Raw genomic sequence first — 26,300 nt, 5'->3', positions numbered from 1 at the left:
AGAAAGCGCGTTATTCGGACAATGCGCGTTATTAGGAAAATGCCTTATCGACGCGGCGCTGCTATAGAAGCAGCTGCCGCGCCGGATCAGGCCTGATCAATGTCCCAGATAAGCCTTGCGCACCTCATCGTTTACCAGCAGATTAGCACCGGTATCGGCCAGCACAACATTACCCGTTTCGAGCACATACCCGCGATCGGCCACGTTTAAGGCCTTGTTCGCGTTCTGCTCCACCAGAAAGACCGTTACCCCCTGGTCGCGGATGGTTTGAATAATGTCAAAAATCTGCGCAATAATCAATGGCGCCAGACCGAGTGTGGGTTCGTCCAGCAACAACAGGCGCGGTTTGCTCATCAGTGCCCGGCCAATGGCCAGCATCTGCTGCTCACCACCCGACATGGTGCCCGAACGCTGCGTTGCCCGTTCTTTCAAGCGGGGAAACAGCCCGAAAACGTGTTCGATACCCTGCTCTATCTCGTCCCGCTGCAGGAAAAAACCACCCATTTTCAGATTATCCAGCACAGTCAGATCTGGAAACACGCGTCGCCCTTCCGGTGAAACCGCTATACCACGACGCATAATCAACGAGGTTGGCTCAGTCGTAATATCCTGACCCAGAAACCGGATCGTACCCGATGAAGCCCTGGGATTGCCGCAGACGGTCATCAGCAAGGTCGTTTTCCCGGCACCATTGGCGCCGATCAGTGTAACGATTTCCCCTTCATTGACTTCAATAGACACTGAATTGAGCGCCTGGATGGCGCCGTAATGTGTGCTTACCTTGTCCAGTTTCAGCATCTTATTCTTCTCCCAGATACGCCTTGATAACCCGAGGATCGGCCCGCACCACCTCGGGTGCCCCGGTCACTATCGGTTTGCCGTGTTCCATCACCAGAATCCTGTCAGAAATGCCCATAATCAGGCTCATATCGTGCTCAATCAGCAGAACAGACAGGTCAAATTCGTGACGCAGGCGATTGATCAGGCCGGCCAGATCCTTTTTCTCTTGTGGGTTAAGCCCGGCTGCCGGTTCATCCAGCAACAGCAAGGTAGGTTTGGTAATCATGCAACGGGCAATTTCCAGCCGTCGCTGGTGCCCATACGCCAGCGTACCGGCTTCACGATTCGCATACTCGCGAATGCCCATGAAATCCAGCCAGAAAAGTGCCGCCTCCAGCGTTTTGCGTTCAGCCCTGCGATAGGACGGCAAGTTCAGCAGGCCTGCCAGAAAGCTGGATTCATGCTGGGTGTGCTGCGCCACCAGAAGATTTTCCAGCGCCGTGAGTGTTTTGAACAGGCGGACATTCTGAAAGGTGCGCACGACACCGCGCTGAGCCACCTTGTGGCTGGGCAAACCTGTTAACCCCTGGCCATGCAGATCGATCGCGCCTTCCGTGGGCTTGTAAAAGCCACTTATGCAGTTGAAGACCGTGGTCTTACCCGCACCGTTAGGCCCGATAATGGCAAAGACTTCATTCTTCTGCACTTGCAGGCTGACCGAATCTACCGCCAGCAGACCGCCAAAACGCATTTTCAAGGATTCGACACGCAGGACAACATCACTCATTTTCCAATCTCCACGTGAGGACGTTTGACAGGCAGCAGGCCCTGCGGGCGCCAGATCATCATCAGCACCATGACCAGACCGAAGATCAGCATGCGGTACTCGGCAAACTGCCGTGCCAGCTCAGGCAGCACCGTTAACGCAACGGCGGCCAGAATCACGCCGATCTGCGAGCCCATGCCACCCAGAACAACAATGGACAGAATCAGTGCCGACTCAATAAACGTAAACGATTCGGGATTGACCAGACCCTGACGCGCCGCAAAGAAAGCACCACCAAAGCCGGCGAACATCGCACCCAGCGTGAACGCCGACAATTTGATTTTCGTGGGATTCATACCCAGTGAGCGGCAGGCAATCTCATCTTCGCGCAGCGCTTCCCAGGCACGACCAACCGGCATGCGGATCAATCGGGCCGAAATAACAAATGTAATAACCGCAAGTACCAGCGCCATCAGATAAAGATAGATCACCACGTCTACGGTTTCAAACTTCCAGCCCATTAGCTGGTGAAAGGTCTGTTGTCCTTCCGGCGCACTACGAGTCATCTCATAGCCGAAGACCGATGGCTTGGGAATACCCGAAATACCATCAGGGCCACCGGTCAGGCTGGTCAGATTGGTGAGCAGCAGACGAATGATTTCACCAAAACCCAGAGTGACAATGGCCAGATAGTCACCGCGCAGGCGCAGCACAGGAAAACCCAGCACAAAGCCGAACAACGCAGCGAACAAGCCCGAGAGAGGCAGTGCCTGCCAGAAACCCCAGCCCGCCCAATGGTATAACAGCGCATAGGTATAGGCACCCACGGCATAGAACCCGACAAACCCCAGATCCAGCAGTCCGGCAAAGCCAACTACGATATTCAGCCCCAGGCCCAGCATGACATAAATTAATACCAGCGTAGCAATATCGATCTGACCGCGATCACCAAAAAAGGGCCAGACAACCGCGATCACCAGCATCACGGCGAACAGGCCGAACATGGTCTTTTGACCAAGCACGGCGTGTTTGTCCGAACGCAGCTTTTTCGCCGGCGCTGTTTTATTGCCCTTGAAAATCAGCGGCTTGAGCAATTGCACCACAAACACAATTGCCATGCCGATCAAAACAACCGTCCACTCCGGGACAATCGTCGTGTTAATGCCCTTGCGAACCAGGCCCAGCCCGAAAATGGGTGTCAGAAGAATGCCGGCTACCAGCGTGGCAATAATGGCGTTTTTAAGATTCTGCGTCATACTTTTTCCACCTCCGGTTTACCCAGCAATCCAGTCGGTCTGAACAACAGGATCAGCACCAGCAAGCCAAAAGCAACAATGTCCTTGTATTCGGAACCAATATAGGCGGCAGCCAGGGTTTCAGCCACCCCCAGCAACAGGCCGCCCAGAATGGCGCCCGGGACACTGCCGATGCCACCCAGCACAGCTGCGGTAAATGCCTTGATACCGGCAATAAAGCCTATGAACGGATTCAGCTTGCCTATGGTCAGCGCAATCAGCACGCCACCGACGGCAGCCAGCACGGCGCCCAAAATAAAGGTAAATGAAATAACCCGATTGGTGTCTATACCCAGCAGGCTGGCCATGTGCATGTCCTGAGAGCAGGCACGCGATGCGCGGCCCATGCGGGAATGACGAATGAAAAGCGTGAGTGCGACCATCAGCACAAACACCACACCCATGATCATCAGCCTGGAATAGGTCAGCGTAATGGCAAAATCGCCGCCCAGGCTGAACTGGAACGATCCTGCCAGCAGGTTGGGTACGGCCATATCGCGCGAACCCTGACCGATGGCAACCCAGTTCTGCAGAAAGATAGACATCCCGATAGCGGAGATCAATGCGACCAGGCGCGGGCTGCCCCTCAAGGGTCTATAGGCGATCTTTTCGACCGCATAGCCGTAAAATCCGGTAACCACAGCCGAAATCAGCAACATGGCGATAATCACCACGGGTATCGGAATACCATGATTAATCCCGAGGGCTGACAGCGTGACCAGCCCCACATAGGCACCAATCATATAGATCTCGCCGTGGGCGAAGTTGATCATGCCGATAATGCCGTACACCATGGTGTAGCCGATGGCGATCAGGGCATAAATCGCCCCCAGCGACAGGCCATTGATCAGCTGTTGAATGAATTGAGGTAAAAATTCCTGCATAATGCGCTCCCCGTGCCGCCCTCATTCCGCCTGAAAATCTGTCTGGAAGGAATGGCGGTCCCGATGCTCTTATTGGTTTACGTCGTTTCTGATAGAACAGGCGCGGCGGCGAACGATCACCCTCGCCCGGGTTTGATATGCCGCGCGTATCTGCTAAGCCTGCACGCTGCGTGGACGGCCAAGGTTCCACATCAGAACACGGAATGGTGCCAGCAACATCGCATTAATCACAAGCTTGATGCCCACATCGCCCGTAGCCAGCGTGACCCATGGTACATCGGTACCGGCAAAGGCTACACCAAAAAACAGGAACGTATCAATGATAGCAGCCAGCCAGCCCGCGATAAACGGTGCTTTCCACCAGGACTTATCACGTAGTTTGTCAAAAACCAGGATATCGAGCAATTGCGCCGTGAGAAACGCCACGCCGGAGGCGATCGCAATGCGCGAATCTGCCACCACATAAGACGCCAGCACGGCAAAGATAAAGCCAATAGACACCACCTGGCGCGCCCGCGACGGACCGAAACGCCGGTTCAGCAGGTCTGTTACCAGAAAACAGACGGGATACGTGATGGCACCCCAGGTTAGCCAGGCGTTGATATGGAACTGTGGCTGTACCAGAATATTGGACGATACGATAATCAGCCCCATGATGGCAACCGCCAGCAGGGTCTGGTTTATCGTCATTTTTTCAAATCTTGTGTTCTTCATACTATTTTTTTCCTGAATCCTGAGCGGGCTGAGCGGCGGCGGCGGATTCCTGCGCCATCTGGGCTGCCCGATCATTGGCCGCCTGCATGGCCGCCTGTACTAATCCTGCAAAATCCCCCTGCGCAAACCGGTTCAATGCCGCAGCGGTCGTGCCGCCAGGCGAGGTCACATTTTCCCGCAGGCGTGCCGGCGACTGATCAGAACCCGCCGCCAGCAGACTCGCCCCCTTGAGAGTGGCCAGTGCCAGGCGCTGTGCCTGCTCCTGGTCCAGCCCCAGGCTGATACCGCCGGCTATAAGCGATTCAATAAACAGGAAAACATAGGCAGGGCCACTGCCGGAGAGCGCGGTAACGGCATCCAGTTGCGTTTCCTGGTCGACCCAGACCGCTTCGCCGACAGAACTAAGAATGTCCTGGGCCCGTTGCCGATCCGCCGCCGGAACGCCTGGCGTAGCATAGAGCCCGGTAATACCCTGCCGAATCAGCGCTGGCGTATTGGGCATACAGCGGATAAGCCGGGTTGTACGCGTCGGTGCAGCCTGATCAAGCCAGCCGGACAACAGCGTGGTTGGAAGACCAGCGGCAATACTGATGACCAGCGTATCGTCCTGCAAAAACGGACGCGTTGCCTCAATGGCCTGTTGCATAACTTGCGGCTTAACCGCATAGATCCAGACTTTACATTGACTGAGTGCTTCGCAAGCCACTGCCGCAGTGACTACGCCCCTGGCATCCCAGGCTGCGCGCGTTGCCTCACCGGGATCCACCACCAGGATATCCTGAGGCTGACACAGGTTGCCAAGCAAGCCGCCCAACATGGCGCCGGCCATATTTCCGCCGCCGATAAAAGCGATAGTGAGTGAATTTTTCATGGTCAGGGATTGTACTCTGCTAATGCCCGACAGCACATCAGAAAATACGCTGAGCCAGACAAAAAAGACAAGCAAACGGGTGATTTTACTGGACTTTCGGAGTAAATGCCCGGCCCAGAGGCGGGTTAGGGATAGTCACTATTCTGTCACAAACAAGACATACTATAATGCCGTTTATCACATCCCCGTTTTGCGGCGGGACATTCCTACTCCCCGGAGAATCCAAAAATGCGCTATACGATCCGTACTTTGTCCCTGGCCTGCGCCATGTCCTTTGCCAGCTTCGGTGCCGTCGCGGCCACCAATGTGACTTTCTGGCACTCGATGGAAGGACCGCTGGGTGAGCGCGTTAACGACATTGTCAAAGATTTTAATGCATCCCAGCAGGATTACGCTGTTCAGGCAACCTACAAAGGCAATTACGGGGAGTCCATGAATGCCGGGATCGCCGCATACCGCGCAGGGCAGTCACCGGACATCATTCAGGTATTTGAGGTGGGTACTGCCACCATGATGTATTCCAAAGGTGCCATTGAACCCGTACAGGAAATGGCCGAGAAAGCCGGTAATCCTCTGGATCCGAAAGCATTCGTGCCCGGTATTGCAGGCTACTACTCCGACACCAGCGGCAAGCTGGTTTCCATGCCCTTTAACAGCTCTACACCGGTCATGTTCTACAACAAGGACCTGTTTAAAAAAGCCGGTCTGGATCCTGAGCAGGGCCCCAAAACCTACGCAGACATTGAAGCCTTTGCGAAAAAGCTCAAGGCAGCTGGCGTCGAATGCGGTTACACCACCTCATGGCCTGCCTGGGTGCTGATCGAAAACTTTGCCGCCCTGCATAATGTTCCCTATGCATCCAAAGATAACGGTTTCGGCGGTCTGGACGCCCGAATCGATCTGCATTCAGATGCGTTCCTGAAGCACTTTGAGTTTCTGAGCAAGATGTCCAAAGAAGGCACCTTTACCTACGGTGGTCGTGGCGATGCCGCCAATGCCCTCTTTATCTCCGGCAAATGCGGCATGTTTACCGGCTCCAGCGGCACACGGGCCAACATCCTGAAAAACGGCAAATTTGAGTTCGGCGTTGCCAAACTGCCCTACTATGCCGACGTGAAAGGCGCACCACAAAACAGCGTGATTGGCGGTGCTTCGCTGTGGGTCTTCTCGAAAAAATCGCCTGAAGTCTATAAAGGCGTAACGGCATTCTTTCACTATCTGACCAAACCCGAAGTGGCTGCCAAATGGCACCAGGACACCGGTTATGTGCCTGTGGTGAAAGCCGCTTACGAAGCCACCAAGACTTCTGGTTACTACGATAAGAACCCCGGTACCGATGTTCCATTCGAGCAATTGAATGTGGAAACAACCGCACAATCACGCGGTGTCCGTTTAGGCTTCCTGCCCCAGATCCGTGACATCGAGGAAGGCGTGATGGAATCCATGTTCAGTAGCAAAGTGTCCATCAAGGATGGCGCGACCGATATGGAAAAACGCGCGAATGAATTGCTGGTCCGTTTTGAAAACGGCAACAAATAGGCGATTCTGAGTGGCAAGGCAGCGAGGGCATCGTGATGTTTCCCTCGCTGTTTTCGTTTTATCGCAGGCTTTATATTTTTTCGCATTTATATGCTGTCGGCCCTGCCGGCACAATAAATTTGCTCTATCGTATTCAGAATGAACAGAACGGTTTTTCCGGCCTTCGGCGCCGTTCCAGTTCGCCTAACGCCCTCTACCCGGGTTGCCTCGTTGTCCGCGGCGACTGCATCGGAACACTCTCATGGAAAAACGCGTTGTTTTCAACCATAAACTGTTGCCTTATCTGCTCCTGACGCCGCAGTTACTCATTACCGTCATTTTTTTCTTTCTGCCTGCAGGCCAGGCGATCTGGCAATCGTTTTTTATCGAATCGGCATTCGGTGGTGACCAGCAATTTGTAGGCCTGGACAATTACACCCGACTGTTCAGCAATAGTACGTATTACTCCTCGTTCTGGGTCACGCTCCTGTTTTCCGGCCTGGTTGCCGTAATCGGTCTGGCCGTCTCGCTCCTGCTGGCGGTCATGGCCAATCGCGTGGTACGGGTAGCCGGCGTCTACAAAACCCTGCTGATCTGGCCGTATGCCGTTGCACCGGCCGTCGTAGGGGTGCTGTGGGCCTTTCTGTTCTCGCCTGCCGTTGGTACGCTTGCCGTTTATATGGCCGATCTTGGCCTTGGCTGGAATCCGCGCCTGAACTCGACCGACGCAATGACGCTGGTGATCATCGCTGCCGTCTGGAAACAGATTTCCTATAACTTTCTGTTTTTCCTTGCCGGCCTGCAGTCCATTCCCACGTCCTTACTGGAAGCTGCCGCCATCGATGGTGCCAGCCCCTTCCGGCGCTTTCGTACCATTGTCTTTCCGTTGCTGTCCCCTACTACGTTCTTCCTGCTGGTCATCAATATCGTCTATGCCTTTTTCGAGACTTTCGCGATTATCGACACGACGACCCAGGGCGGCCCTGGCACGTCTACCAACATCCTGGTCTACAACGTGTACAAAACTGCCTTCCAGTCATTCGACTACGGCTCGTCCGGTGCCCAGTCGGTCATTCTGATGATGATTGTGATTGTGCTGACGGTCATCCAGTTCCGCTATGTTGACCGCAAAGTCCAGTATTAAGGAAACAAGGATATGATTGAACGACGCCCCATGCTGGACCTGCTGGCCCACCTGATCCTGATACTTGGATTGGCCGTGGTCGCTTTTCCACTGTATATTGCCATTGTCGCCTCTACACAAACTGCTCAGGAAGTGGCCAATGCGCCCATGTCGCTCTGGCCGGGCAGCCACTTTATCGAGAACTATACCACTGCCCTGATGGGCGGCTCGCATTCTGCGCCCAGCAGCGTGGCGCATATGCTGTGGGTCAGCTTTGTCACCGCCATGATCATTGCCGTAGGCAAAATTACCATTTCCATGCTGTCGGCGTTTGCCGTAGTGTATTTTCGCTTTCCGTTCCGGATGCTGTGTTTCTGGATGATTTTTATCACGCTCATGCTGCCTGTCGAGGTGCGCATTTCCCCAACCTTTGAAGTGGTCGCCGGGCTTGGACTGACCAATACCTACGCGGGCCTCACCTTGCCGCTGATTGCATCGGCCACGGCCACTTTCCTGTTCCGGCAGTTTTTCCTGACCGTACCCGATGAACTGATTGAAGCGGCGCGTATCGACGGCGCCGGCCCCATGCGCTTTTTCCGCGATATTCTGCTGCCCTTATCGAAAACCAGTATCGCTGCCCTGTTCGTGATCCAGTTCACTTACGGCTGGAACCAGTATTTGTGGCCACTGGTCATGAAAACCACAGACGATATGACGCCGATTGTGGTCGGTATCCGCACCATGATCGGTGGCGGCGACAGTGTGACCGACTGGAATATTGTGATGGCCACCGCGCTGCTCGCCATGATTCCGCCCGGACTGGTTGTCGTGCTGATGCAGAAGTGGTTTGTCAAAGGCCTTGTGGATACCGAGAAATAAAGGATTATTGAAATGGCAACACTACAGTTTAACGATATCAGAAAAACCTACCCCGGCAATGTGGCCGTGATCCACGGCGTAAACCTGGATGTACAGGATGGGGAATTCATTGTTATCGTTGGTCCCTCCGGTTGCGGCAAATCTACATTGATGCGTATGGTTGCCGGTCTGGAGTCGGTCACCGACGGCAGGATTCTGATCGACGGCAATATCGTCAACGACCTGGAACCGGCAGAGCGCGATATCGCCATGGTCTTTCAGAACTACGCGCTCTACCCGCATATGTCGGTCTATGAGAACATGGCTTATGGTCTGAAAATTCGTAAGCTGACCAAACAACAAATTGACGAGCGGGTACAGCAGGCCGCCGGTATTCTGGAACTGGGCAATCTGCTTGATCGTCGACCCAAACAATTATCCGGCGGACAGCGCCAGCGCGTGGCCATGGGCCGTGCGATTGTACGCGAACCAAAAGTCTTTCTGTTCGACGAACCCCTGTCCAATCTGGATGCCAAACTGCGCGTACAGATGCGCCTGGAAATCCAGAAACTGCATCGACGCCTGCGCACTACCAGCCTGTATGTCACCCACGACCAGGTAGAGGCCATGACGCTGGCCGATCGCATGATCGTGATGAACAAGGGTGTGGCCGAACAAATCGGCACACCCATTGAAGTATTCGAAAAACCGGCCACCACGTTTGTCGCAGCCTTTATCGGTTCGCCACCCATGAACCTGCTGCCGGTGTCCGTTGCCGCCAACGGCGACATCGTGAGCAAAGCCGGCCGGAAAATGGCCGTCCCTGCAACGCAAGTACCAGAGCTGGCGCGTGGTAAAGAGATTATTCTGGGCTTTCGACCGGAACACATGGTGCTGGATCAACCAGGCATCCCTATGACAATTGAAATGATCGAGATCCTCGGATCGGAAAAACTGATTCACGGACGCGTTGGCGATACACTGGCAGTAATCCGTTGCGATGTTCATGAAACGGCCACGGCCCATTATAAAATCGGCGACGAGATCAATGCAGGCGCGGACGCACGGCACCCGCTGCACTGGTTTGATCCGATCACGACGCGGCGTATTGATTAAACAGATAAGGTCGGCACTTGTGCACGACACTTGCATCGTTGCCTTAGGCTGCGAATCACAGCTCCTTCTGCAGACTGATTTGATCCCGCGATAAACCGCATAGCACGGCCTGTGCCAGCATGGCCGAAACAACACACATAAAAAACCGGAACAATCTTAAATTGTTCCGGTTTTTTTGTATGCCGGTTTGCCGGCTTCACTGCAGCAGGCCCGATAAACGGCCCGCCCATCGATTTACTTCACAGCCGTTTTGCTGCCATCCTTGTGCCAGGTGTAGACGTCGAACCTGAACTCGTTCAGGTCACCCTGTTTGTTCCAGGACAGATCACCAATCACAGACTTCACTGTATTGCCATGCAGCCATTCAGCGACTTTTTCAGGATCGGTGCTTTTGGTGGCTTTGATCCCTTCAACAATTGCCTGGGTTGCCGCATACGAGGTCAGTTGGAAAGCGCCGGATGCGTTACGGTTTTTGGCTTTGAATGCCTCGACCACGGCTTTGTTTTCTGGCAGCGCAGAGTAATCGGCAGGCAGCGTCAGCAGCATGCCTTCAACGGCATCACCTGCGATGGCATTGATTTCAGGATTACCGGCGCCTTCAGGCCCCATGAATTTGACTTTCAGACCTTGTTCGGCCGCCTGACGCATGAGCAGGCCCATTTCAGGATGGTAGCCACCGTAATAAACAAAATCAACGCCCGCTGACTTCATTTTGGTAATAACGGAAGAGTAATCGGTCTCGCCTGCGTTAATACCTTCGAAAAGAACAACGTTAACATTGGCCTTTTTCAGATTGTCCTGCACGGATGAAGCAATACCCTGACCGTAAGATTGCTTGTCATGCAGAATGGCGACTTTGCTGGGCTTGACGCTGTCGATGATATATTTTGCGGCGGCAGGACCTTGCTGGTCATCACGCCCGATAGTGCGAAAAACGAAATCGAAATTTTTGCCATCCGTCACGTTAGGTGCCGTTGCAGAAGGCGTAATCATAACGACCCCTTCCTGGTTGTAGACAGAGGCGCCGCCTACCGTCGCGCCCGAGCAGACCGGACCTACGACAAAACCGATTTTCTTGTTAACGACGTTATTGGCCGCAATAGGACCCTGTTTGGGTTCGCAGGCATCGTCAACTTCGACCATTTCGAATTGCTGGCCATCGTATCCGCCCGCTGCGTTGACAGATTCAATTGCAGTGCGGATGCCTTCACGAACCATGTCGCCATATTGGGTCACCGGTCCGGTCACCGGCCCGACTGCCGCGATTTTAATCGTATCTGCAGCCAGTGCCTGGGTCGACAGCATCAGGCCGGCAGAGATGGCCACGGACAGTGCAGACGCTTTCAGATAATTCATTTGTAATACTCCGGTAATGTAAGAATACGTAAGAACGTTTAACGCTGCTATTCTCGCACTTTTTTTCGAGATGGTTCAATTTTGTGCGAAATTTCAAGGTAAACCCTGATCTGCAACAGGAGATCGCACTGACTTGACTACATGCTGCGAACCTTGCCGTTAAGCATTCTGACGCCGGTCAGCTCGCAGCGATAGATCGCATCGGCCAAAGCATCAATCGCCTGCAATCGCGGAAAGCTGCGACGCCAGATCAGCACCACTTCGCGGTTGGGCACCGGCTCCTTTAGCGGCACATAATGCACCAGATCATCAGCCGCAGGCGGCTTCTCGGGTAACGCTGTCATGGGTAACAGCGTAATCCCCAGGCCGGCAGCGACCATGTGGCGGATGGTTTCCAGTGACGAGCCTTCAAACGAACGCTGAATGCCGTCTGCGGCAGCGGAAAACCGCGACATTTCCGGGCAGACTTCCAATACCTGATCACGAAAGCAGTGGCCTGCACCCAGCAAAAGCATCGTTTCCTGCTTCAGCATTTCGGTATCAATTTGCGCCTTCCCTGCCCAGCGATGATAACGGGGAACGGCGGCAATAAAGTCTTCTTCATAAAGCGGACGAACCTCCAGACCCGCTTCCGGCAATGGCAAAGCCACAATGGCGCAATCGATCTCGCCCTGGCGCAGCAGCTCAAGCAGGCGCACCGTAAAGCTTTCCTGAAGAATTAAGGGCATCTGCGGTGTGAGGCGCAATTGCAGGGGAATCAGCTTGGGCAGTAAATAGGGGCCGATCGTATGAATGACGCCAACGCGCAATGCGCCCGTGAGGGGATCATTCCCCTGCCTGGCGATTTCTTTTAAATTAGCGCTTTCTTCGAGAATCTTCTGCGCCTGCGTAACAATCCGCAAGCCGGTCGGCGTGACGCCCACTTCGTTGCCCCCGCGTTCGAAAATCACCACACCCAGTTCATCTTCAAGCTTTTTGATGGCCACCGACAAGGTTGGCTGGCTGACAAAGCAGGCCTCGGCCGCACGACCAAAATGGCGTTCACGGGCAACTGCAATGATATATTTGAGTTCGGTAAGCGTCACACCGGGCTCCGCATAAAATAAGGGTCAAGTGGCTGCAAATGCAGCCGTGGACAGGATAGTCCTGGTAAAACGCGCGTATTCTGAGTCCTGGCTGAGGGTTCAGAACGAATACCACCGGCTCAGGCACGTCATATTCTGAGCAAATCTGCCCGCTGCCGCGCCCACCGTTGCAAGTGCGCCGCTGCCGCCTCGGGATGCGTTGCCTGCAACCATTGCGCGGTCTCACGCGCCTGCTCGGCAATGGGCGCATCCAGATCGATATCGGCAAAGCGCAGCAGCGCCATGCCCGATTGCCGCATCCCAAGAAATTCCCCCGGACCACGCTGTTCCAGATCGCGCCGGGCGATTTCAAAACCGTCCTGCGTTTCGTACATGGCTTTCAGCCTGGCCGTTGCCACAGACGACAGGGGCGTCTGGTACAGCAGCACGCACAACGATTCATTTTGTCCGCGGCCTACGCGGCCCCGGAGCTGATGCAATTGTGCCAGTCCGAACCGTTCTGCATGCTCAATAATCATCAGCGAGGCGTTGGGCACGTCTACCCCCACTTCAATAACCGTTGTTGCTACCAGCAAATCCAGCGCATGCTCATGGAAAGCAGACATGATCGCTGTTTTTTCCTGTGTGGGCAAGCGTCCATGCAGCAGACCAATACGCAATTGAGGCAATTCCTGCTGCAGCCGATTGAAGGTATCGGTCGCCGTCTGCAGTTGCAATGCCTCGCTTTCCTCAACCAGCGGACAGACCCAGTATACCTGTCTGCCCTGCCGGATCACCGTATCTACATGCGCCAGCAACTCGTCACGCCGGGAATCGGCAAACAATTTGGTGATGACCGGCGTGCGCCCCGGAGGTAATGTATCGATGACCGAGACGTCCAGATCAGCAAAAAACGTCATGGCCAGTGTACGCGGAATCGGCGTAGCACTCATACTTAATTGATGGGGAGCCACGGTTTCCTGCTCGCCCTTGCGGGCCAGGCTCAGACGCTGCCCGACTCCGAAGCGATGCTGTTCATCTACGACCATCAACCCCAGTTTCGCAAACGTCACATGCTGCTGGATGAGCGCCTGCGTGCCAACCACCAGTTGGGTCGTACCATCGGCCACCAGCGCTGCTGCCTGCTGCTTTTTCTTTGGCGTCAGGCTGCCTGCCAGCCAGCCGCTACGCACACCCAGCGGCTCGAACCAGGCGGACATTTTTTTGAAATGCTGTTCGGCCAGAATTTCCGTGGGCGCCATAATGGCCACCTGAAACCCCTGGTCGATCGCCTGTGCCGCCGCAATGGCAGCCACCACGGTTTTACCACTACCAACATCCCCCTGCAGCAGGCGTTGCATAGGGAAAGGTCGTTGCATATCCGCCAATATCTCCTGGCAAACGCGCTCCTGTGCCGCGGTGAGTGTAAAACCCACCTGATCAAGCAGGCGCTGCATCAGACCAGAAGCGCCACCCTGGATCGCATAGGCCTTTTTGCTCTCCCGCGTGGCACGTGCCAGCGACATCGCCAATTGCTGCGCCAGCAATTCATCGAACTTGATCCGCTCCCATGCCGGATGCGTCTTTTCAATCAATGCCAGGGTATCGGCCTGCTTCGGGGGGTTATGCAACAACTGTATGGATTCGGCAAAAGACGCAAGCTGGTATTTATGCTGAACCGCGACGGGCAGCGTATCATCCAGTCGCACCCGCGCCAGCGCCGCATTGACTGCCTTGCGAATTTGCGGCTGGTTCAGCCCCTCTGTCGCTGGATACACCGGGGTCAGGCTGTCTGATAGTGGTGCACCGGCACGGCTGACTTTGGGGTGAACCATTTCAAACCCCCAGAACGAACCGCCGCGCACTTCGCCGCGCACACGAATCAGCCGCCCTTCCTCAACCGCTTTAATCTGACTGGGATAAAAATTCAGCCAGCGCAAGGCCAGCTGACCCGATCCATCATCAATGGTCGCTGTTAGCTGCCGCCGGCCCCGAATGATGACCTGGGCTTTGCGCACAATGCCTTCCACCTGCGCCATTTGACCCGGATACAGGGAATCGATGCGATGCAGTGCCGTTTCGTCTTCATAGCGCAAGGGCAAATGCAACACAAAATCAAAATCCTGTACCAGTCCGAGGCTGGCAAATTTCTTGCTGATAGCACTGGGACTGGCCGTTTTTGCGGAAGCAGCAGGCATGACTACAACCGGATCAGACGACGATTGTTGCCTCTACTTCGAACAGCGCTCCTTTTGGCAAGGCGCTGACTTCAACCGTTGAGCGGGCCGGAAACGGCTCGGGGATGAGTTCGGACATGACGTTGTTGGCAATGCCAAAATGACTCAAATCCGTGAGAAACAAGGTGAGCTTGACGATACTATGCAGCGAACCACCGGCAGCGTGGATCACGGCACTCATATTGCTGAATGCCTGACGTACCTGCTCTTCGACCTGCTCTGAGATGAGATCACCCGTGGCCGGATCAAGACCGATCTGGCCGGAAAGGTAGACCGTGCTGCCGGCGGGTGCAACCACTGCCTGGGAGTACGGGCCGATGGCGTTGGGTGCTTTGTCTGTCTGAATGACTTGTTTGGTCATGAGATTCTCCAATGAACGAGGCGTTTACTATAGGCAATAGCAATAGTATATACACTTTCGGCCCGAAAATAACCTTGTGTCCACAGGCATCGTACACCGGTTTTAACGCAAGTACGCCCGGTCCGGGCTATGCAGACTGGCTCAGGCCTGAGGACAAAACAGCACGCACGCTATAGGTAAAACGGCACAGATTAAATATAGTCTGACGCGTTATTGACGCTTTTTTTACAGAATTTTAGAAAAAAAATTGATTTCCTTCATAGCTGAAATTTAGCTGAAGTAATATATTGAAAATCATTCTTATTGTCAGCAACGTTCGAACTGCGAAGGCGAATCTGCCGCCTCGAATGGCGCAGTTGGATTTATCCTCACATCATAAAGGAAGTCATGAAATCTCTCTCTATGCTTACCCAGGTACTCACTTGCGCTGGCGTTCTTTGCAGCGCCCAGGCTTATGCCGCAGGCGAAGTCAATATCTACACAACGCGTGAACCCAAACTGATCCAGCCTATTCTTGATAACTTCACCAAGGAAACCGGCATCAAAACCAATACGGTTTTCATGAAAGATGGCCTGGCAGAACGTGTCAAAAGTGAAGGCGAACGCTCGCCCGCCGACCTGCTCATGATGGTCGATTATGGCAATCTGATTGATCTGGTTAATGCCGGCATCACCCAGCCGGTGCAATCGGATGCGCTGAATCAGGCCATTCCAGCCAATTTGCGTGATCCGAACAACCAGTGGTTCGCTTTGTCTACGCGTGCCCGGGTCCTGTATGCCGCCAAAGACCTGAATCTGGATAAATTCACCTACGAAGAACTGGCCGATCCCAAGTGGAAAAGCAAGGTATGCATCCGCTCTGGCCAGCACCCTTACAATACCAGCCTTATTGCGGCCGTCATCGCCCATGATGGCGCTGAAAAAGCGCAGGAATGGCTCAAAGGCGTGAAGGCTAATCTGGGCCGCAAGGCTGCCGGCGGCGACCGCGATGTAGCGAAAGACATTCTGGGTGGGATATGTGACATCGGTATCGCCAACTCCTATTATGTTGGCCAGATGCGCAATGCAAAACCCGATGCTGAGCAATATAAATGGGGCAATGCCATCAAAGTGATTCTGCCAACCTTTGCAGGCAGCAAAGACGGTGGCACACATGTTAATGTCAGCGGCGCGGCGATTGCCAAACATTCAACCAACAAGGAAAATGCAGTCAAACTGCTGGAATACCTGGCTTCTGAAAAAGCGCAAAACCTTTATGCCAGCGCCAATTACGAGTATCCTGTCCGCCAGGGCGTCGCACTGGATCCGACCGTTGCCAGCTTCGGCACATTGAAACCCGACACGCTGCCACTGGCTGAGATTGCCAAACACCGTAAGCAAGCAAGCGACCTGGTCGACCAGGTCGGTTTCGATCAATAATATCGTTTCCTGCATTCCGAGAACGGCTTGCCTGGCAAGACTGCCAGGCACCGGTGCACACCGGCCAGCTGTTCTCTGTTTTGTCTATTCATGTCTGGCGGGCATCTAGCCCGCCGCATGCATTTAGTAAACCCGTTTGATTACTTCAGTAAACCCGGCATGCCCACCCGTCCCTTTAACGCCCTGACTTCGACCCGTCGCTGGCCTCCCAGCCAGTGGATTGCCGCCTGTCTGGCATTGTGCGTACTGGCGCCGGTGCTTGTGCTGGCTGCACTGGCCGCGTCCGGTGAGACCGGCCACTGGCTGAACCTGCTGCAGAATGTGCTCCCGGTCTCCTTGTCCAATACGGTGGTACTTCTATTGGGCGTGGGTGTCCTGAGTGCACTGATCGGTGGCGGTAGCGCCTGGCTGACCACCGCCTATCTGTTTCCCACCCGCAGGCTGGTGACCTGGGGCCTGCTGTTGCCGCTGGCCGTACCCACTTACATTATGGCATTCGCCTATCTGGATGTGCTGCACCCGTTGGGACCCATACAAAGCCTGATCCGCGATTTGCTGGGTTATGATTCGCCGCGCCAATTCCGGCTCCCAGACCTGCGGTCCATGCCGGGTGCCATCATCCTGCTGGGACTGGTGCTGTACCCCTATGTCTATTTAAGCGTTCGGGTGATGTTCATGACGCAGGCGGCCAGCCTGCTGGAAGCGGCCAGAACACTGGGGTGCTCACGTCGCGAAGCATTCTGGCGCGTGGTCGTGCCACTGGCACGCCCGGCCATGGCGGTGGGTTTAAGCCTGGCCCTGCTGGAAACCCTGAATGACGTGGGAGCATCGGAGTTTCTCGGCATCCAGACCATGACGATCTCCATCTATACCACCTGGATCACCCGCTCCAATCTGCAGGGTGCGGCACAAATTGCGATTGTCATGCTGGCGGTTGTCACCCTGCTGATTTATATGGAACGCTATGCCCGGCGGCGCCAGCGCTATGCCATCACCCAGCGCATGCATCCGATACAACCGGTGCAACTGCGCGGCTTTGCCGCCCTGGTCGCCATGCTGCTGGGCTGGTTTCCGATCATTACCGGCTTTATCATTCCCTTCTGGTTTCTGGTCAACGAATCGTTCAAGCGCCTGTCGTCGCTGGAGGCCCTGTCAGCAGAACTGTCCAGAGCCACCTACAATACGGTATCCGTATCGCTGGCGGCCACGGTGGTCACCATCGGTTGCGGGCTACTCATCGCCTGGTCTGCCCGCCATGCGCGCAGCGGCATGGCACGCCTGCTTGCCCGCTGCAGCAGCCTGGGCTATGCCATTCCGGGTACCGTTCTGGCGACGGGCCTGCTCATCCCCTACTCCTGGCTGGATCAGCTTATTTCGGGCGTGCTGAACGCGCTGGCCGGTATTCCGCCGCAGTTGTATATCATGGGTTCGGCAGCCGGAATTGTGTGCGCCTACACCCTGCGCTTTATGGCTATTTCAGTGGGCAGTATCGAATCCGGACTGGCCCGGATCCCGCCATCGCTGGAGCAGGCTTCGCGTAGCCTTGGTCACAGCGCATTTCGCAGTTTCCTGCGGGTTCACTTCCCGTTGCTGCGGCCGGCGCTGGGCGCCGCCGCCCTGCTGATTTTTGTCGATGCCATGAAAGAACTGTCGGCCACCCTGCTGCTGCGACCACTCAATTTTGAAACGCTGTCCACCTGGCTCTATGCCGAGGCGGCGCGCGGCACCTATGACGAAGGAGCGATTGCCGCCCTGATTATTGTTTTTGCCGGGCTGATCCCGGTCATTCTGCTGGCCCGTACCCAATTGAAGGCAAACTACTGATGGACGCAACACCCATTTTGCAACTTAACGATATCCGCCTGGGCTATAAACATGACCACCGGATGAAGGTGGTTGTTGACGGCTATACCATGCAAGTGCCTGCCGGTGAAATTGTTTGCCTGCTTGGACCATCCGGCTGCGGGAAAACCACCGTTCTGCGTGCCATCGCCGGCTTCGAACCGGTATACGCCGGACAGATTCTGCTGGACGGTCAGGTCATTGCCGAGTCAGGCCGCATGCTCGAACCCGAGCATCGGCGTATCGGCATGATGTTTCAGGACTACGCCCTATTTCCACATTTAACGATTGAACAGAATGTCGCTTTTGGCCTGCGCAAACAATCACAACAGGCCCGCAAGCAGCGGGTGGATGAATTGCTGGGACTGGTACGCCTGTCCGACTTGCGTGACCGATATCCACATGAACTGTCCGGTGGTCAGCAGCAACGCGTTGCGCTGATTCGTTCACTGGCACCCTCACCCAAACTGCTTTTGCTGGATGAAGCGTTTTCCAATCTGGATACGGAAATTCGTCAGCAACTGGTCGTAGAAGTTCGCAGCATTCTGAAGCACAGCGGTATCAGCGCCATTCTGGTGACGCATAACCTGGAAGAAGCCGAAGCCATTGCCGATCATATCGGCACCATGAAAGACGGAAAACTGCAGGGCTGGCGTCGTATGGACAGGGCGTCAGGCTGCCACTGATCCGCCGGGCCGTGCCGCAAGGACAGGCACCCGGGCCGCACGCCCGCAACGCTGCGGTAGTCGGGCCGGTAGGGTTTACCTGCGGCCCTTCATGTAAAGACACGCTGAATAAAGATACAGGCTGAGCATGCACTCTGCCATCAGAGATGCTCTATACCCAATTCCTTGAGTTTACGAGTTACGGTATTACGACCAATGCCCAGTCGGGCAGCTGCATCAATACGCCGTCCCCGGCAGTTCTCCAGCGTGGTGGTCAGAACAATCCGCTCGAACTCCTGCGTCAGATGCGCCATGATGTCCTTTTCATTACTTTGCAGGCGTTGCTGAACCTCGTGTTCCAGCTTGTCCAGCCAGTTTTGCTGACTCACCTCGGCACCCGGCAGCGGAGCATGAGACAGTTGACCCACGGTTGTTGCCGTGGGCGAAGCTGACCAATGTCCGGCCGTCTCCGCAAGGCTTCCGACACTGCCTGCAGAGGCTGCTACGCCGTCCGCTGACCGCTCTGTTCCAGGGGAAAAACTCAGGCTGGCCATTAATTCTGGCGGCAGATCGTTTTTATCAATCCGCTGGGCTGGCGACATGACCGTCAGCCAATGACAAAAGTTCTCCAGCTGGCGCACATTGCCCGGAAAATCAAACTGCTGCAAAATTTCCAGCGCCTCCGTACTCAGCTGCTTGGGTGCCACACCCAGACTGCTCGCAGCCACTTTCAGAAAATGGGCGGCCAGCTGGCCAATATCCTCACGACGTTCGCGCAATGGCGGTACGCGCAAGCGGATGACATTCAGGCGATGGAACAGATCTTCCCGAAAGGTGCCCTGCTCCACCCGTACTTCCAGCGGCTGATGGGTGGCCGCAATAATGCGCACATCCACACTCACCGGCTGGGAACCGCCGATCCGATAAAAATTGCCTTCGGCCAGCACCCTCAACAGGCGGGTTTGCAACTCCAGCGGCATATCGCCGATTTCATCCAGGAACAGCGTTCCGCCATTGGCTTCTTCAAAACGGCCGCGGCGCTGTGCGCTGGCGCCCGTAAAGGAACCGCGCTCATGCCCGAACAATTCTGCTTCCAGCAAATCGCGGGGAATCGCAGCCGCGTTCAGCGCGACAAACGGCTTACCCGCCCGCGTACCATGCTTGTGTACGGCGCGCGCAATCAGCTCCTTGCCGGTACCGGACTCGCCGGTAATCAGTACCGTCACCTTGGAAGGCGCAAGGCGGCCAATCGCACGGAATATTTCCTGCATCTGCCTGGATGACGACTGCGTCATCATCCTATCGTAATCGGAAGTCAGGGCCGGCGCCAGGATGGTCGGTTCTGTGCCCTTGTCGGTGTTCTCACGACCATGTTCATATGCTCGCTCAATCAGCGCAACAGCTTCATTCACATCAAACGGCTTGACCAGATAATCAAATGCACCTTCATGAAAAGCCGTCACCGTGCTATCCAAATCCGTGTACGCGGTCATCACAATGACGGGCAAATCAGCCGCCCGCTGTTTGATCGCCTTGAGCAGATCAATCCCCGATATATCCGGCATGCGGATATCGGTAACCAGCACATCGGGCTGTTCTGTCTGCAACGCTTCGAGCACATCTCTGGCGCGTTCGAAACAGGTTGGCGCCATTCCGGCCCGCTGCAGCGCTTTGTCCAGCACCCAGCGAATAGCCTGGTCATCATCGACAATCCAGATTGTTTTCATACTTGCTCCAACGGTAACAACATTCTGAACTCGGTATGACCCGGTTCGGAATCAAATTCAATCACTCCACCATGCTGATGCACCAGTTCCTGAGCCAGACTCAGGCCCAGGCCGGTGCCTTCTGCACGACCGGTGACCAGGGGGTGAAAAATCCGGTCCTTCAGGTGCTTGGGCACGCCGGCACCGTTATCGACAACAGAAACCACCACCACCAGGCGGTGCACCTTATTGAGCAGATAAAATTTATTTAATATGCGCGTACGTAGAATCAGTTTCGGTCCGACACGTTCCAGGCTATTGTCGGCGTGCTCAGTATTGCCCTTCTTGCCTTCAGCAGAATCCTGTCCGCCGTCGGGCGACAAGCGCGACTGTGCGTCGCCAAGCAGCGATTGCGCTGCGTTCCTGGCCAGGTTCAGGTAGGCCTGCACCAGTTTGGCCATATCGGCCTTCATGTCCGGAACTGAGGCATCATAATCTTTCACAATGGTGATGCGATCCTGATACTCTGCCCTGATCAGTGCATGTACCCGTTCACACACCTCATGGATATTGATCACAGACAATGACAACTGTGATTGGCTTGGACGGATCAGACGGTCCACCAGCCCCTGCAGGCGATCGGCTTCATCGATGATGACCTGAGTATATTCCTTGAGCAGCGGGTCCTGCAGTTCCATTTCCAGCAACTGGGCCGCACCGCGCAAACCGCCCAGCGGGTTCTTTACTTCATGCGCCAGGTTGCGAAACGTATCCTTGTAGATCTCTATTTCGTGAAACAGTCGTTCATTACGTTCGGCCAGCGCATGCTGCTCGAATTCGCGTAGTTCAATTAATATGCGCCAGGGCATCGCTTCCAGGCGCGTCAGCGTCACATTGGCCGGCACATTTTCCATCGCCTTGCGCAACGTCAGCGTCAGGCGCACACTCGAGAGCTTTCTGCCTGATACGTAGTCGAACGCTTTGTTAAAGGCTTCGGCATCGGTAAACAGATCAACAGCAGCGGTTTTTTCCAGGGATTTGAGCGAGCGCTCAAGCAGATCCTGCGCAGCACTATTGATATGCAGAAGACGTCCGTCGTCATCCACCAGCAATACGGATGTGGCAAGAAGATCATAAGCGTCTGTGAGTTTCGTTGCCATAGGCGTCCTGAAGTATCCTCGCGACATAAAGCGAGGTGATTGACGAAGCGTCATCCTTCCGGCCCGAAGCGGCCATGCGTGCCGGGTTCAGCCTGAGGGCGACAGATGCCGGTCTGCCATGGGAGAAACAATCGGGCCGGATGGCGAACGCCATCCCCTTTTTAGGTATTGCAGGCCCGTATGCAGCGGTTACACCGAATAGTACAGATCGTATTCGACAGGATGCGGCGTCATACGCAGACGCGTCACTTCCTGCATTTTCAGTTCAAGGTACGCATCCAGCATATCGTTGCTGAAAACACCACCGCGTGTCAGGAACTCGCGATCGGCATCCAGTGCGGCCAATGCTTCTTCCAGTGAAGCAGCAACGGTCGGGATTTTCTTGTCTTCTTCGGGTGGCAGATCGTACAGGTTTTTGTCTGCAGGATCGCCGGGGTGAATCTTGTTCTGCACACCGTCCAGACCGGCCATCATCAATGCAGAGAAAGCCAGGTATGGATTGGCCAGCGGATCGGGGAAACGGGCTTCGATACGACGGCCTTTCGGATTACCTACATAAGGAATACGGATAGAGGCGGAACGGTTACGGGCAGAATAAGCCAGCTTGACCGGCGCTTCGTAGTGAGGCACCAGACGTTTGTACGAGTTCGTGCCCGGGTTGGTAATCGCATTGAGCGCACGGGCATGCTTGATGATACCGCCGATGTAGAACAGGGCGAATTCAGACAAACCGGCATAGCCATTTCCGGCAAACAGGTTCTGACCATCTTTCCAGATAGACTGATGAACGTGCATGCCTGAGCCGTTATCGCCAAACAGTGGTTTCGGCATGAATGTAGCGGTTTTACCGTACATATGCGCAACGTTGTGTACCGTGTACTTCAGGATCTGGTTCCAGTCTGCGCGTTGCACCAGCGTAGAGAACTGGGTACCGATTTCCAGCTGGCCGGCACCAGCCACTTCATGGTGATGAATTTCGACAGGTACACCCTGCTCTTCCAGAATCAGGCTCATTTCAGAGCGCAGATCGGCGAAAGAATCAACCGGTGAAACAGGCACATAGCCGCCTTTCACACGTGGGCGGTGGCCCAGATTACCTGACTCGGATTCTGTACCGGTTGACCAGGGCGCTTCGTCAGACTTGATTTTGAACGAGCAGCCCGACATATCATCAGTCCAGGTGATGCCATCAAAAACAAAGAATTCGGGTTCAGGACCGAAGTAAGCCGTGTCGCCCAGACCACTGGATTTGAGATAGGCTTCGGCACGTTTGGCCAGAGAACGCGGATCGCGATCGTAGCCTTTCAGATCAGACGGTTCGACCACATCGCAGGTCATGATCAGTGTCGGCTCTTCACGGAAGGGATCCAGACGCGCGGATTTGGCATCCGGGATCAGCAACATATCGGAGGCCTCGATACCTTTCCAGCCGGCAATGGATGAACCATCAAACGCCTGACCGGACTCGAATTTGTCTTCGTCCAGCAGTTTGGATGGAATGGTCATATGGTGTTCTTTACCAACCGTATCCGTAAAGCGGAAATCGACAAATGTGACTTCGCGATCACCGATCAGCTTTAGAACGTCTTGAGGGGTTGTCATACTATCTCCATGGGTAATGTGCAATGACAGGGCCTGAGCCGGCCTTATGCCGTACTTAAAAGCAAGTATCGTGCCAGCTATGAATGACCGGATGCGTGGCAGATTAGGGATGAATGCGCACTATTTTAGTGCCATAAATGATCTTGAATGCACTTAATTGGTGCTCTGTGGTGAAAACGCACCAACGTAGAACATGCACCACAAAAAGCCTAAAAAAAAACGCCACCTTTATGCAAGATGGCGAGAATGCCTTCAGGACGCCTTGTTTTCGGGCAGAAACATCGCCTGCAGATCGTTCAGAAAAGCCTGACCGCGCTCGGTAGGCCGGATGGACATGGGATCGGACACCAGCAGGCCACGCTCAACTGCCTTGCGAATAATCGGCGCAACGGTCAGCAAGGACAGGCTCGTGCGTTCTTCGAACAGCGTCGCGGGCACGCCCTCAACCAGCCGCAGGGCATTGAGCATGAATTCAAAAGGCACATCGGCCACGGCCAGCGTCTGCTCCTGCATGATCCGACCGGCGCCATCCCCCTCCAGCGCGCGATCCATCCAGGTTTGCGGGCTCTTGACATTAGCGCGCCGAATAATACGATCCTGAAACGACAGCTTGCCATGTGCGCCAGGGCCAATACCAATGTAATCGCCAAATTCCCAATAGTTGAGATTGTGACGTGCACGGCATCCCGGGCGGGCGTAGGCAGAAATTTCGTAATGCTCGAAACCGGCATTCCCTGTCTGCTCAAAAAGCATATCCTGGATATCGGCCGCGCTATCCTCATCCGGCAGATCTTTTGGCGGGAACTTGGCGAAGACCGTGTTCGGTTCCATGGTCAGATGATAGAGCGACAGGTGCTGCGTCCCAAAGGCCAGCGCCCGTTGCACATCTTCGCGCGCTTTGGCGACGGTCTGCCCGGGCAGTGCATACATCAGATCAATATTGACCTGGGATACGGCATTCATGGCCAGTTCAATGGCTTTTTCCGCCTGGCGGGCATTATGAATGCGCCCCAGCTGCTGCAGCGCACTGTCGTCAAAGCTTTGCACGCCAAGAGAAAAGCGGTTCACACCTGCTGCCGCATACTGCGCAAACCGGTCTGCCTCGGCTGTCCCCGGATTGGCTTCCATGGTAATTTCCGCAGATGGTGCCAGGGGCAGATATGAGCGAACCATGGCCAGCATCTGCTCGATCGCTTCACCAGATAAAAGGCTGGGTGTACCGCCACCGATAAAAACGGTATAGACCGACCGGCCCCACACCAATGGCAGCGTTTCTTCCAGATCACGTCGCAGCGCCGCCAGAAAACGCGCTTCGGGTATCTCCTGTTTTTTCTCGTGGGAATTGAAGTCGCAATACGGGCATTTGCGCACGCACCACGGCACGTGGATATATAGAGACAGCGGCGGCAGGCTGATATTGAAATTGATTGCCGGCTTCAGCCGCTGCAGAGGTACGATATTTTCGATCACGCCGCACCCAGATCCGCCAGCAAACGCTTAAGCGCCATGGCACGGTGACTCACACTGTTCTTTACTTGTGGATCGAGCTGGGCCGCGGTTTGTCCCAGCGCCGGAATATAAAAATACGGGTCATAGCCAAACCCATTGTCGCCCGCCGCCTGCCTGGCGATTTCGCCGTGCCAGGTACCCTGCGCAATGACAGGACAGGGATCATTCTCAGACCGCACAAAAACCAACACCGCAATATAAGCGGCGCGACGATTTTCATGCTGCTGCAATTGTAGCAACAGGCGGCGGTTATTCGCTGCGTCGGATTTTTCTTCACCAAACAGCGTGGCATAGCGGGCAGACAACACACCGGGTGCGCCGCCCAGAGCGTCAACAGCCAGACCGGAATCATCGGCCAATGCCGGTAAACCCGTGTGCTGGCTGGCATGCCGCGCCTTGGCCAATGCATTTTCAACAAAGGTATGAAAAGGTTCGGGGGCCTCGGGCACATTCAATTGCTGCTGGGGAATAAGACGCATGCCCAGTGGTGCAAACAGCGCGCTGAATTCACGCAACTTTCCCTTATTCCCGGAAGCCAGTACTACATCCATATAATTACACTCTATATTTACGAATAACAATCTTCGACGTTAATCAGTGGCAGTGCCGCTCACGCAATGGGGTCATTGCGCACCACACCGCCTTCCGGCAACGCTAGGCAGGCCAGGCTGACTGCTGCTCACGCAACAACCGGGCAATACCCGATTCGGCCAGAGCCAGCAAACTATCCAGATCCTGACGGCTGAATACCTGACCTTCGGCGGTACCCTGCACTTCCACAAACTGGCCGGAGCCAGTCATCACCACATTCATATCGGCATCGCAGGCCGAATCTTCTTCGTAGTCCAGATCCAGCACGGCATGCCCCTTGTACATGCCAACTGAAATAGCAGCAACCCTGTCTCGCAGCGGATTGGCGGACAGGCGCCCGTCCCGAAGCAGCAGGCTGACGGCATCGGCCATGGCGATCCAGGCGCCGGTAATACTCGCGCAGCGGGTCCCGCCATCGGCCTGGATGACATCGCAATCAATCTGGATGGTGCGTTCGCCGAGCTTTTGCATATCCATGACCGCACGCAAACTGCGCCCGATCAAACGTTGAATTTCCTGGGTGCGTCCGCTCTGCTTGCCGCGCGCAGCTTCGCGATCAGAACGCGTATGGGTTGAGCGCGGCAACATGCCATATTCAGCCGTTACCCATCCCTGGCCTTTGCCTCGCAGAAAAGGCGGCACCGTTTCGAGCACACTGGCATTGCATAGTACACGGGTGTTGCCAGCTTCGATCAGTACGGACCCTTCCGCATAGTTGGTGTAACTGCGTGTAACGGCAAGCGGACGAATCATATCGTGTTCCCGACCTGAAGGACGAGCGAAATTAAGGTTGAGATCTGCGCTGGGCATAATATCCTCATTGATTATCAATAGTTACATTGTAGTGCGCCGTGCGCATAAAT

23 protein-coding genes are annotated in these 26,300 nt (G+C 55.1%); 7 read left to right on the top strand and 16 right to left on the bottom strand.

The window, feature by feature from the left end:
- Positions 1-96: 96 nt before the first annotated feature.
- The 6 genes from MIM_RS10065 to proC form a co-directional block, all read right to left on the bottom strand.
- Positions 97-798 (bottom strand): ABC transporter ATP-binding protein, encoded by a 702-nt coding sequence (locus tag MIM_RS10065; RefSeq protein ID WP_025372628.1) that lies wholly within the window; start codon positions 796-798, stop codon positions 97-99.
- A gap of 1 nt (position 799) precedes the next feature.
- On the bottom strand, positions 800-1,567 hold the full coding sequence (gene livG, locus MIM_RS10060) for a high-affinity branched-chain amino acid ABC transporter ATP-binding protein LivG (RefSeq protein WP_025372627.1): 768 nt from the start codon (positions 1,565-1,567) through the stop codon (positions 800-802).
- Complete coding sequence (locus tag MIM_RS10055; RefSeq protein ID WP_025372626.1) at positions 1,564-2,802, bottom strand: high-affinity branched-chain amino acid ABC transporter permease LivM; 1,239 nt, start codon at positions 2,800-2,802, stop codon at positions 1,564-1,566. Before MIM_RS10055 ends, livG begins: the two co-directional genes overlap by 4 nt.
- Positions 2,799-3,725, bottom strand: a complete 927-nt coding sequence (gene livH / locus MIM_RS10050; protein ID WP_025372625.1) for a high-affinity branched-chain amino acid ABC transporter permease LivH — start codon at positions 3,723-3,725, stop codon at positions 2,799-2,801. Before livH ends, MIM_RS10055 begins: the two co-directional genes overlap by 4 nt.
- Before the next feature lie 153 nt (positions 3,726-3,878).
- Positions 3,879-4,439: a queuosine precursor transporter gene (locus MIM_RS10045; protein WP_025372624.1), complete on the bottom strand. Its 561-nt coding sequence runs from the start codon at positions 4,437-4,439 to the stop codon at positions 3,879-3,881.
- Position 4,440: 1 nt separating this feature from the next.
- On the bottom strand, positions 4,441-5,310 hold the full coding sequence (gene proC, locus MIM_RS10040; RefSeq protein ID WP_025372623.1) for a pyrroline-5-carboxylate reductase: 870 nt from the start codon (positions 5,308-5,310) through the stop codon (positions 4,441-4,443).
- 228 nt (positions 5,311-5,538) lie between these two features.
- On the opposite strand from proC, the gene ugpB reads away from it, so the two are divergent.
- From ugpB to MIM_RS10020, 4 genes are all read left to right on the top strand, one after another.
- Positions 5,539-6,849, top strand: a complete 1,311-nt coding sequence (ugpB, locus tag MIM_RS10035; protein ID WP_025372622.1) for a sn-glycerol-3-phosphate ABC transporter substrate-binding protein UgpB — start codon at positions 5,539-5,541, stop codon at positions 6,847-6,849.
- Between the two features lie 241 nt (positions 6,850-7,090).
- A complete protein-coding gene (ugpA, locus tag MIM_RS10030; protein WP_025372621.1) occupies positions 7,091-7,972 on the top strand; it encodes a sn-glycerol-3-phosphate ABC transporter permease UgpA in 882 nt (293 codons plus the stop codon).
- 12 nt (positions 7,973-7,984) lie between these two features.
- Positions 7,985-8,830, top strand: a complete 846-nt coding sequence (gene ugpE, locus MIM_RS10025) for a sn-glycerol-3-phosphate ABC transporter permease UgpE (protein ID WP_025372620.1) — start codon at positions 7,985-7,987, stop codon at positions 8,828-8,830.
- 12 nt (positions 8,831-8,842) lie between these two features.
- Positions 8,843-9,925, top strand: coding sequence for a sn-glycerol-3-phosphate import ATP-binding protein UgpC (locus tag MIM_RS10020; protein ID WP_025372619.1), 1,083 nt, complete (start codon positions 8,843-8,845; stop codon positions 9,923-9,925).
- A gap of 234 nt (positions 9,926-10,159) precedes the next feature.
- Here the strand turns inward: MIM_RS10020 and MIM_RS10015 are convergent, their stop codons facing one another.
- The 4 genes from MIM_RS10015 to MIM_RS10000 form a co-directional block, all read right to left on the bottom strand.
- Positions 10,160-11,281 carry a high-affinity branched-chain amino acid ABC transporter substrate-binding protein gene (locus tag MIM_RS10015; protein WP_025372618.1) on the bottom strand — a complete coding sequence of 374 codons (1,122 nt, stop codon included), beginning with the start codon at positions 11,279-11,281 and terminating at the stop codon, positions 10,160-10,162.
- Positions 11,282-11,418: 137 nt separating this feature from the next.
- Positions 11,419-12,366 (bottom strand): LysR substrate-binding domain-containing protein, encoded by a 948-nt coding sequence (locus MIM_RS10010; RefSeq protein ID WP_025372617.1) that lies wholly within the window; start codon positions 12,364-12,366, stop codon positions 11,419-11,421.
- A gap of 128 nt (positions 12,367-12,494) precedes the next feature.
- Positions 12,495-14,543, bottom strand: a complete 2,049-nt coding sequence (gene recG / locus MIM_RS10005; RefSeq protein WP_042070194.1) for an ATP-dependent DNA helicase RecG — start codon at positions 14,541-14,543, stop codon at positions 12,495-12,497.
- Positions 14,544-14,556: 13 nt separating this feature from the next.
- On the bottom strand, positions 14,557-14,943 hold the full coding sequence (locus MIM_RS10000; protein ID WP_025372615.1) for a Rid family detoxifying hydrolase: 387 nt from the start codon (positions 14,941-14,943) through the stop codon (positions 14,557-14,559).
- Between the two features lie 387 nt (positions 14,944-15,330).
- Here MIM_RS10000 and MIM_RS09995 point away from each other — a divergent pair, with 387 nt between their 5' ends.
- The 3 genes from MIM_RS09995 (at position 15,331) to MIM_RS09985 (ending at position 18,890) form a co-directional block, all read left to right on the top strand.
- Complete coding sequence (locus MIM_RS09995; RefSeq protein ID WP_042070192.1) at positions 15,331-16,362, top strand: Fe(3+) ABC transporter substrate-binding protein; 1,032 nt, start codon at positions 15,331-15,333, stop codon at positions 16,360-16,362.
- Positions 16,363-16,521: 159 nt separating this feature from the next.
- Positions 16,522-18,186, top strand: a complete 1,665-nt coding sequence (locus MIM_RS09990; RefSeq protein WP_025372613.1) for an ABC transporter permease — start codon at positions 16,522-16,524, stop codon at positions 18,184-18,186.
- Entirely contained in the window at positions 18,186-18,890 is a 705-nt protein-coding gene (locus tag MIM_RS09985; RefSeq protein ID WP_025372612.1) for an ABC transporter ATP-binding protein, read from the top strand. Before MIM_RS09990 ends, MIM_RS09985 begins: the two co-directional genes overlap by 1 nt.
- Positions 18,891-19,030: 140 nt before the next feature.
- Here the strand turns inward: MIM_RS09985 and ntrC are convergent, their stop codons facing one another.
- The 6 genes from ntrC to rph form a co-directional block, all read right to left on the bottom strand.
- On the bottom strand, positions 19,031-20,596 hold the full coding sequence (gene ntrC / locus MIM_RS09980; protein WP_025372611.1) for a nitrogen regulation protein NR(I): 1,566 nt from the start codon (positions 20,594-20,596) through the stop codon (positions 19,031-19,033).
- Positions 20,593-21,735, bottom strand: coding sequence for a two-component system sensor histidine kinase NtrB (locus MIM_RS09975; protein ID WP_025372610.1), 1,143 nt, complete (start codon positions 21,733-21,735; stop codon positions 20,593-20,595). Before MIM_RS09975 ends, ntrC begins: the two co-directional genes overlap by 4 nt.
- Before the next feature lie 189 nt (positions 21,736-21,924).
- On the bottom strand, positions 21,925-23,337 hold the full coding sequence (gene glnA, locus MIM_RS09970) for a type I glutamate--ammonia ligase (protein ID WP_025372609.1): 1,413 nt from the start codon (positions 23,335-23,337) through the stop codon (positions 21,925-21,927).
- A gap of 252 nt (positions 23,338-23,589) precedes the next feature.
- Positions 23,590-24,804, bottom strand: coding sequence for a radical SAM family heme chaperone HemW (hemW, locus tag MIM_RS09965; RefSeq protein ID WP_407638156.1), 1,215 nt, complete (start codon positions 24,802-24,804; stop codon positions 23,590-23,592).
- On the bottom strand, positions 24,804-25,397 hold the full coding sequence (gene rdgB / locus MIM_RS09960; protein WP_042070190.1) for an RdgB/HAM1 family non-canonical purine NTP pyrophosphatase: 594 nt from the start codon (positions 25,395-25,397) through the stop codon (positions 24,804-24,806). The genes hemW and rdgB overlap by 1 nt, the downstream gene beginning before the upstream one ends.
- Positions 25,398-25,500: 103 nt before the next feature.
- Entirely contained in the window at positions 25,501-26,247 is a 747-nt protein-coding gene (rph, locus tag MIM_RS09955) for a ribonuclease PH (RefSeq protein ID WP_025372606.1), read from the bottom strand.
- Positions 26,248-26,300 lie beyond the last annotated feature (53 nt).

The sequence above is a fragment of the Advenella mimigardefordensis DPN7 genome (genome assembly GCF_000521505.1).
Lineage (GTDB): Bacteria > Pseudomonadota > Gammaproteobacteria > Burkholderiales > Burkholderiaceae_B > Advenella > Advenella mimigardefordensis.
The sequence above is the reverse complement of the archived record's forward strand: the minus strand, read 5'-3'. Positions and strand labels throughout refer to the sequence as shown.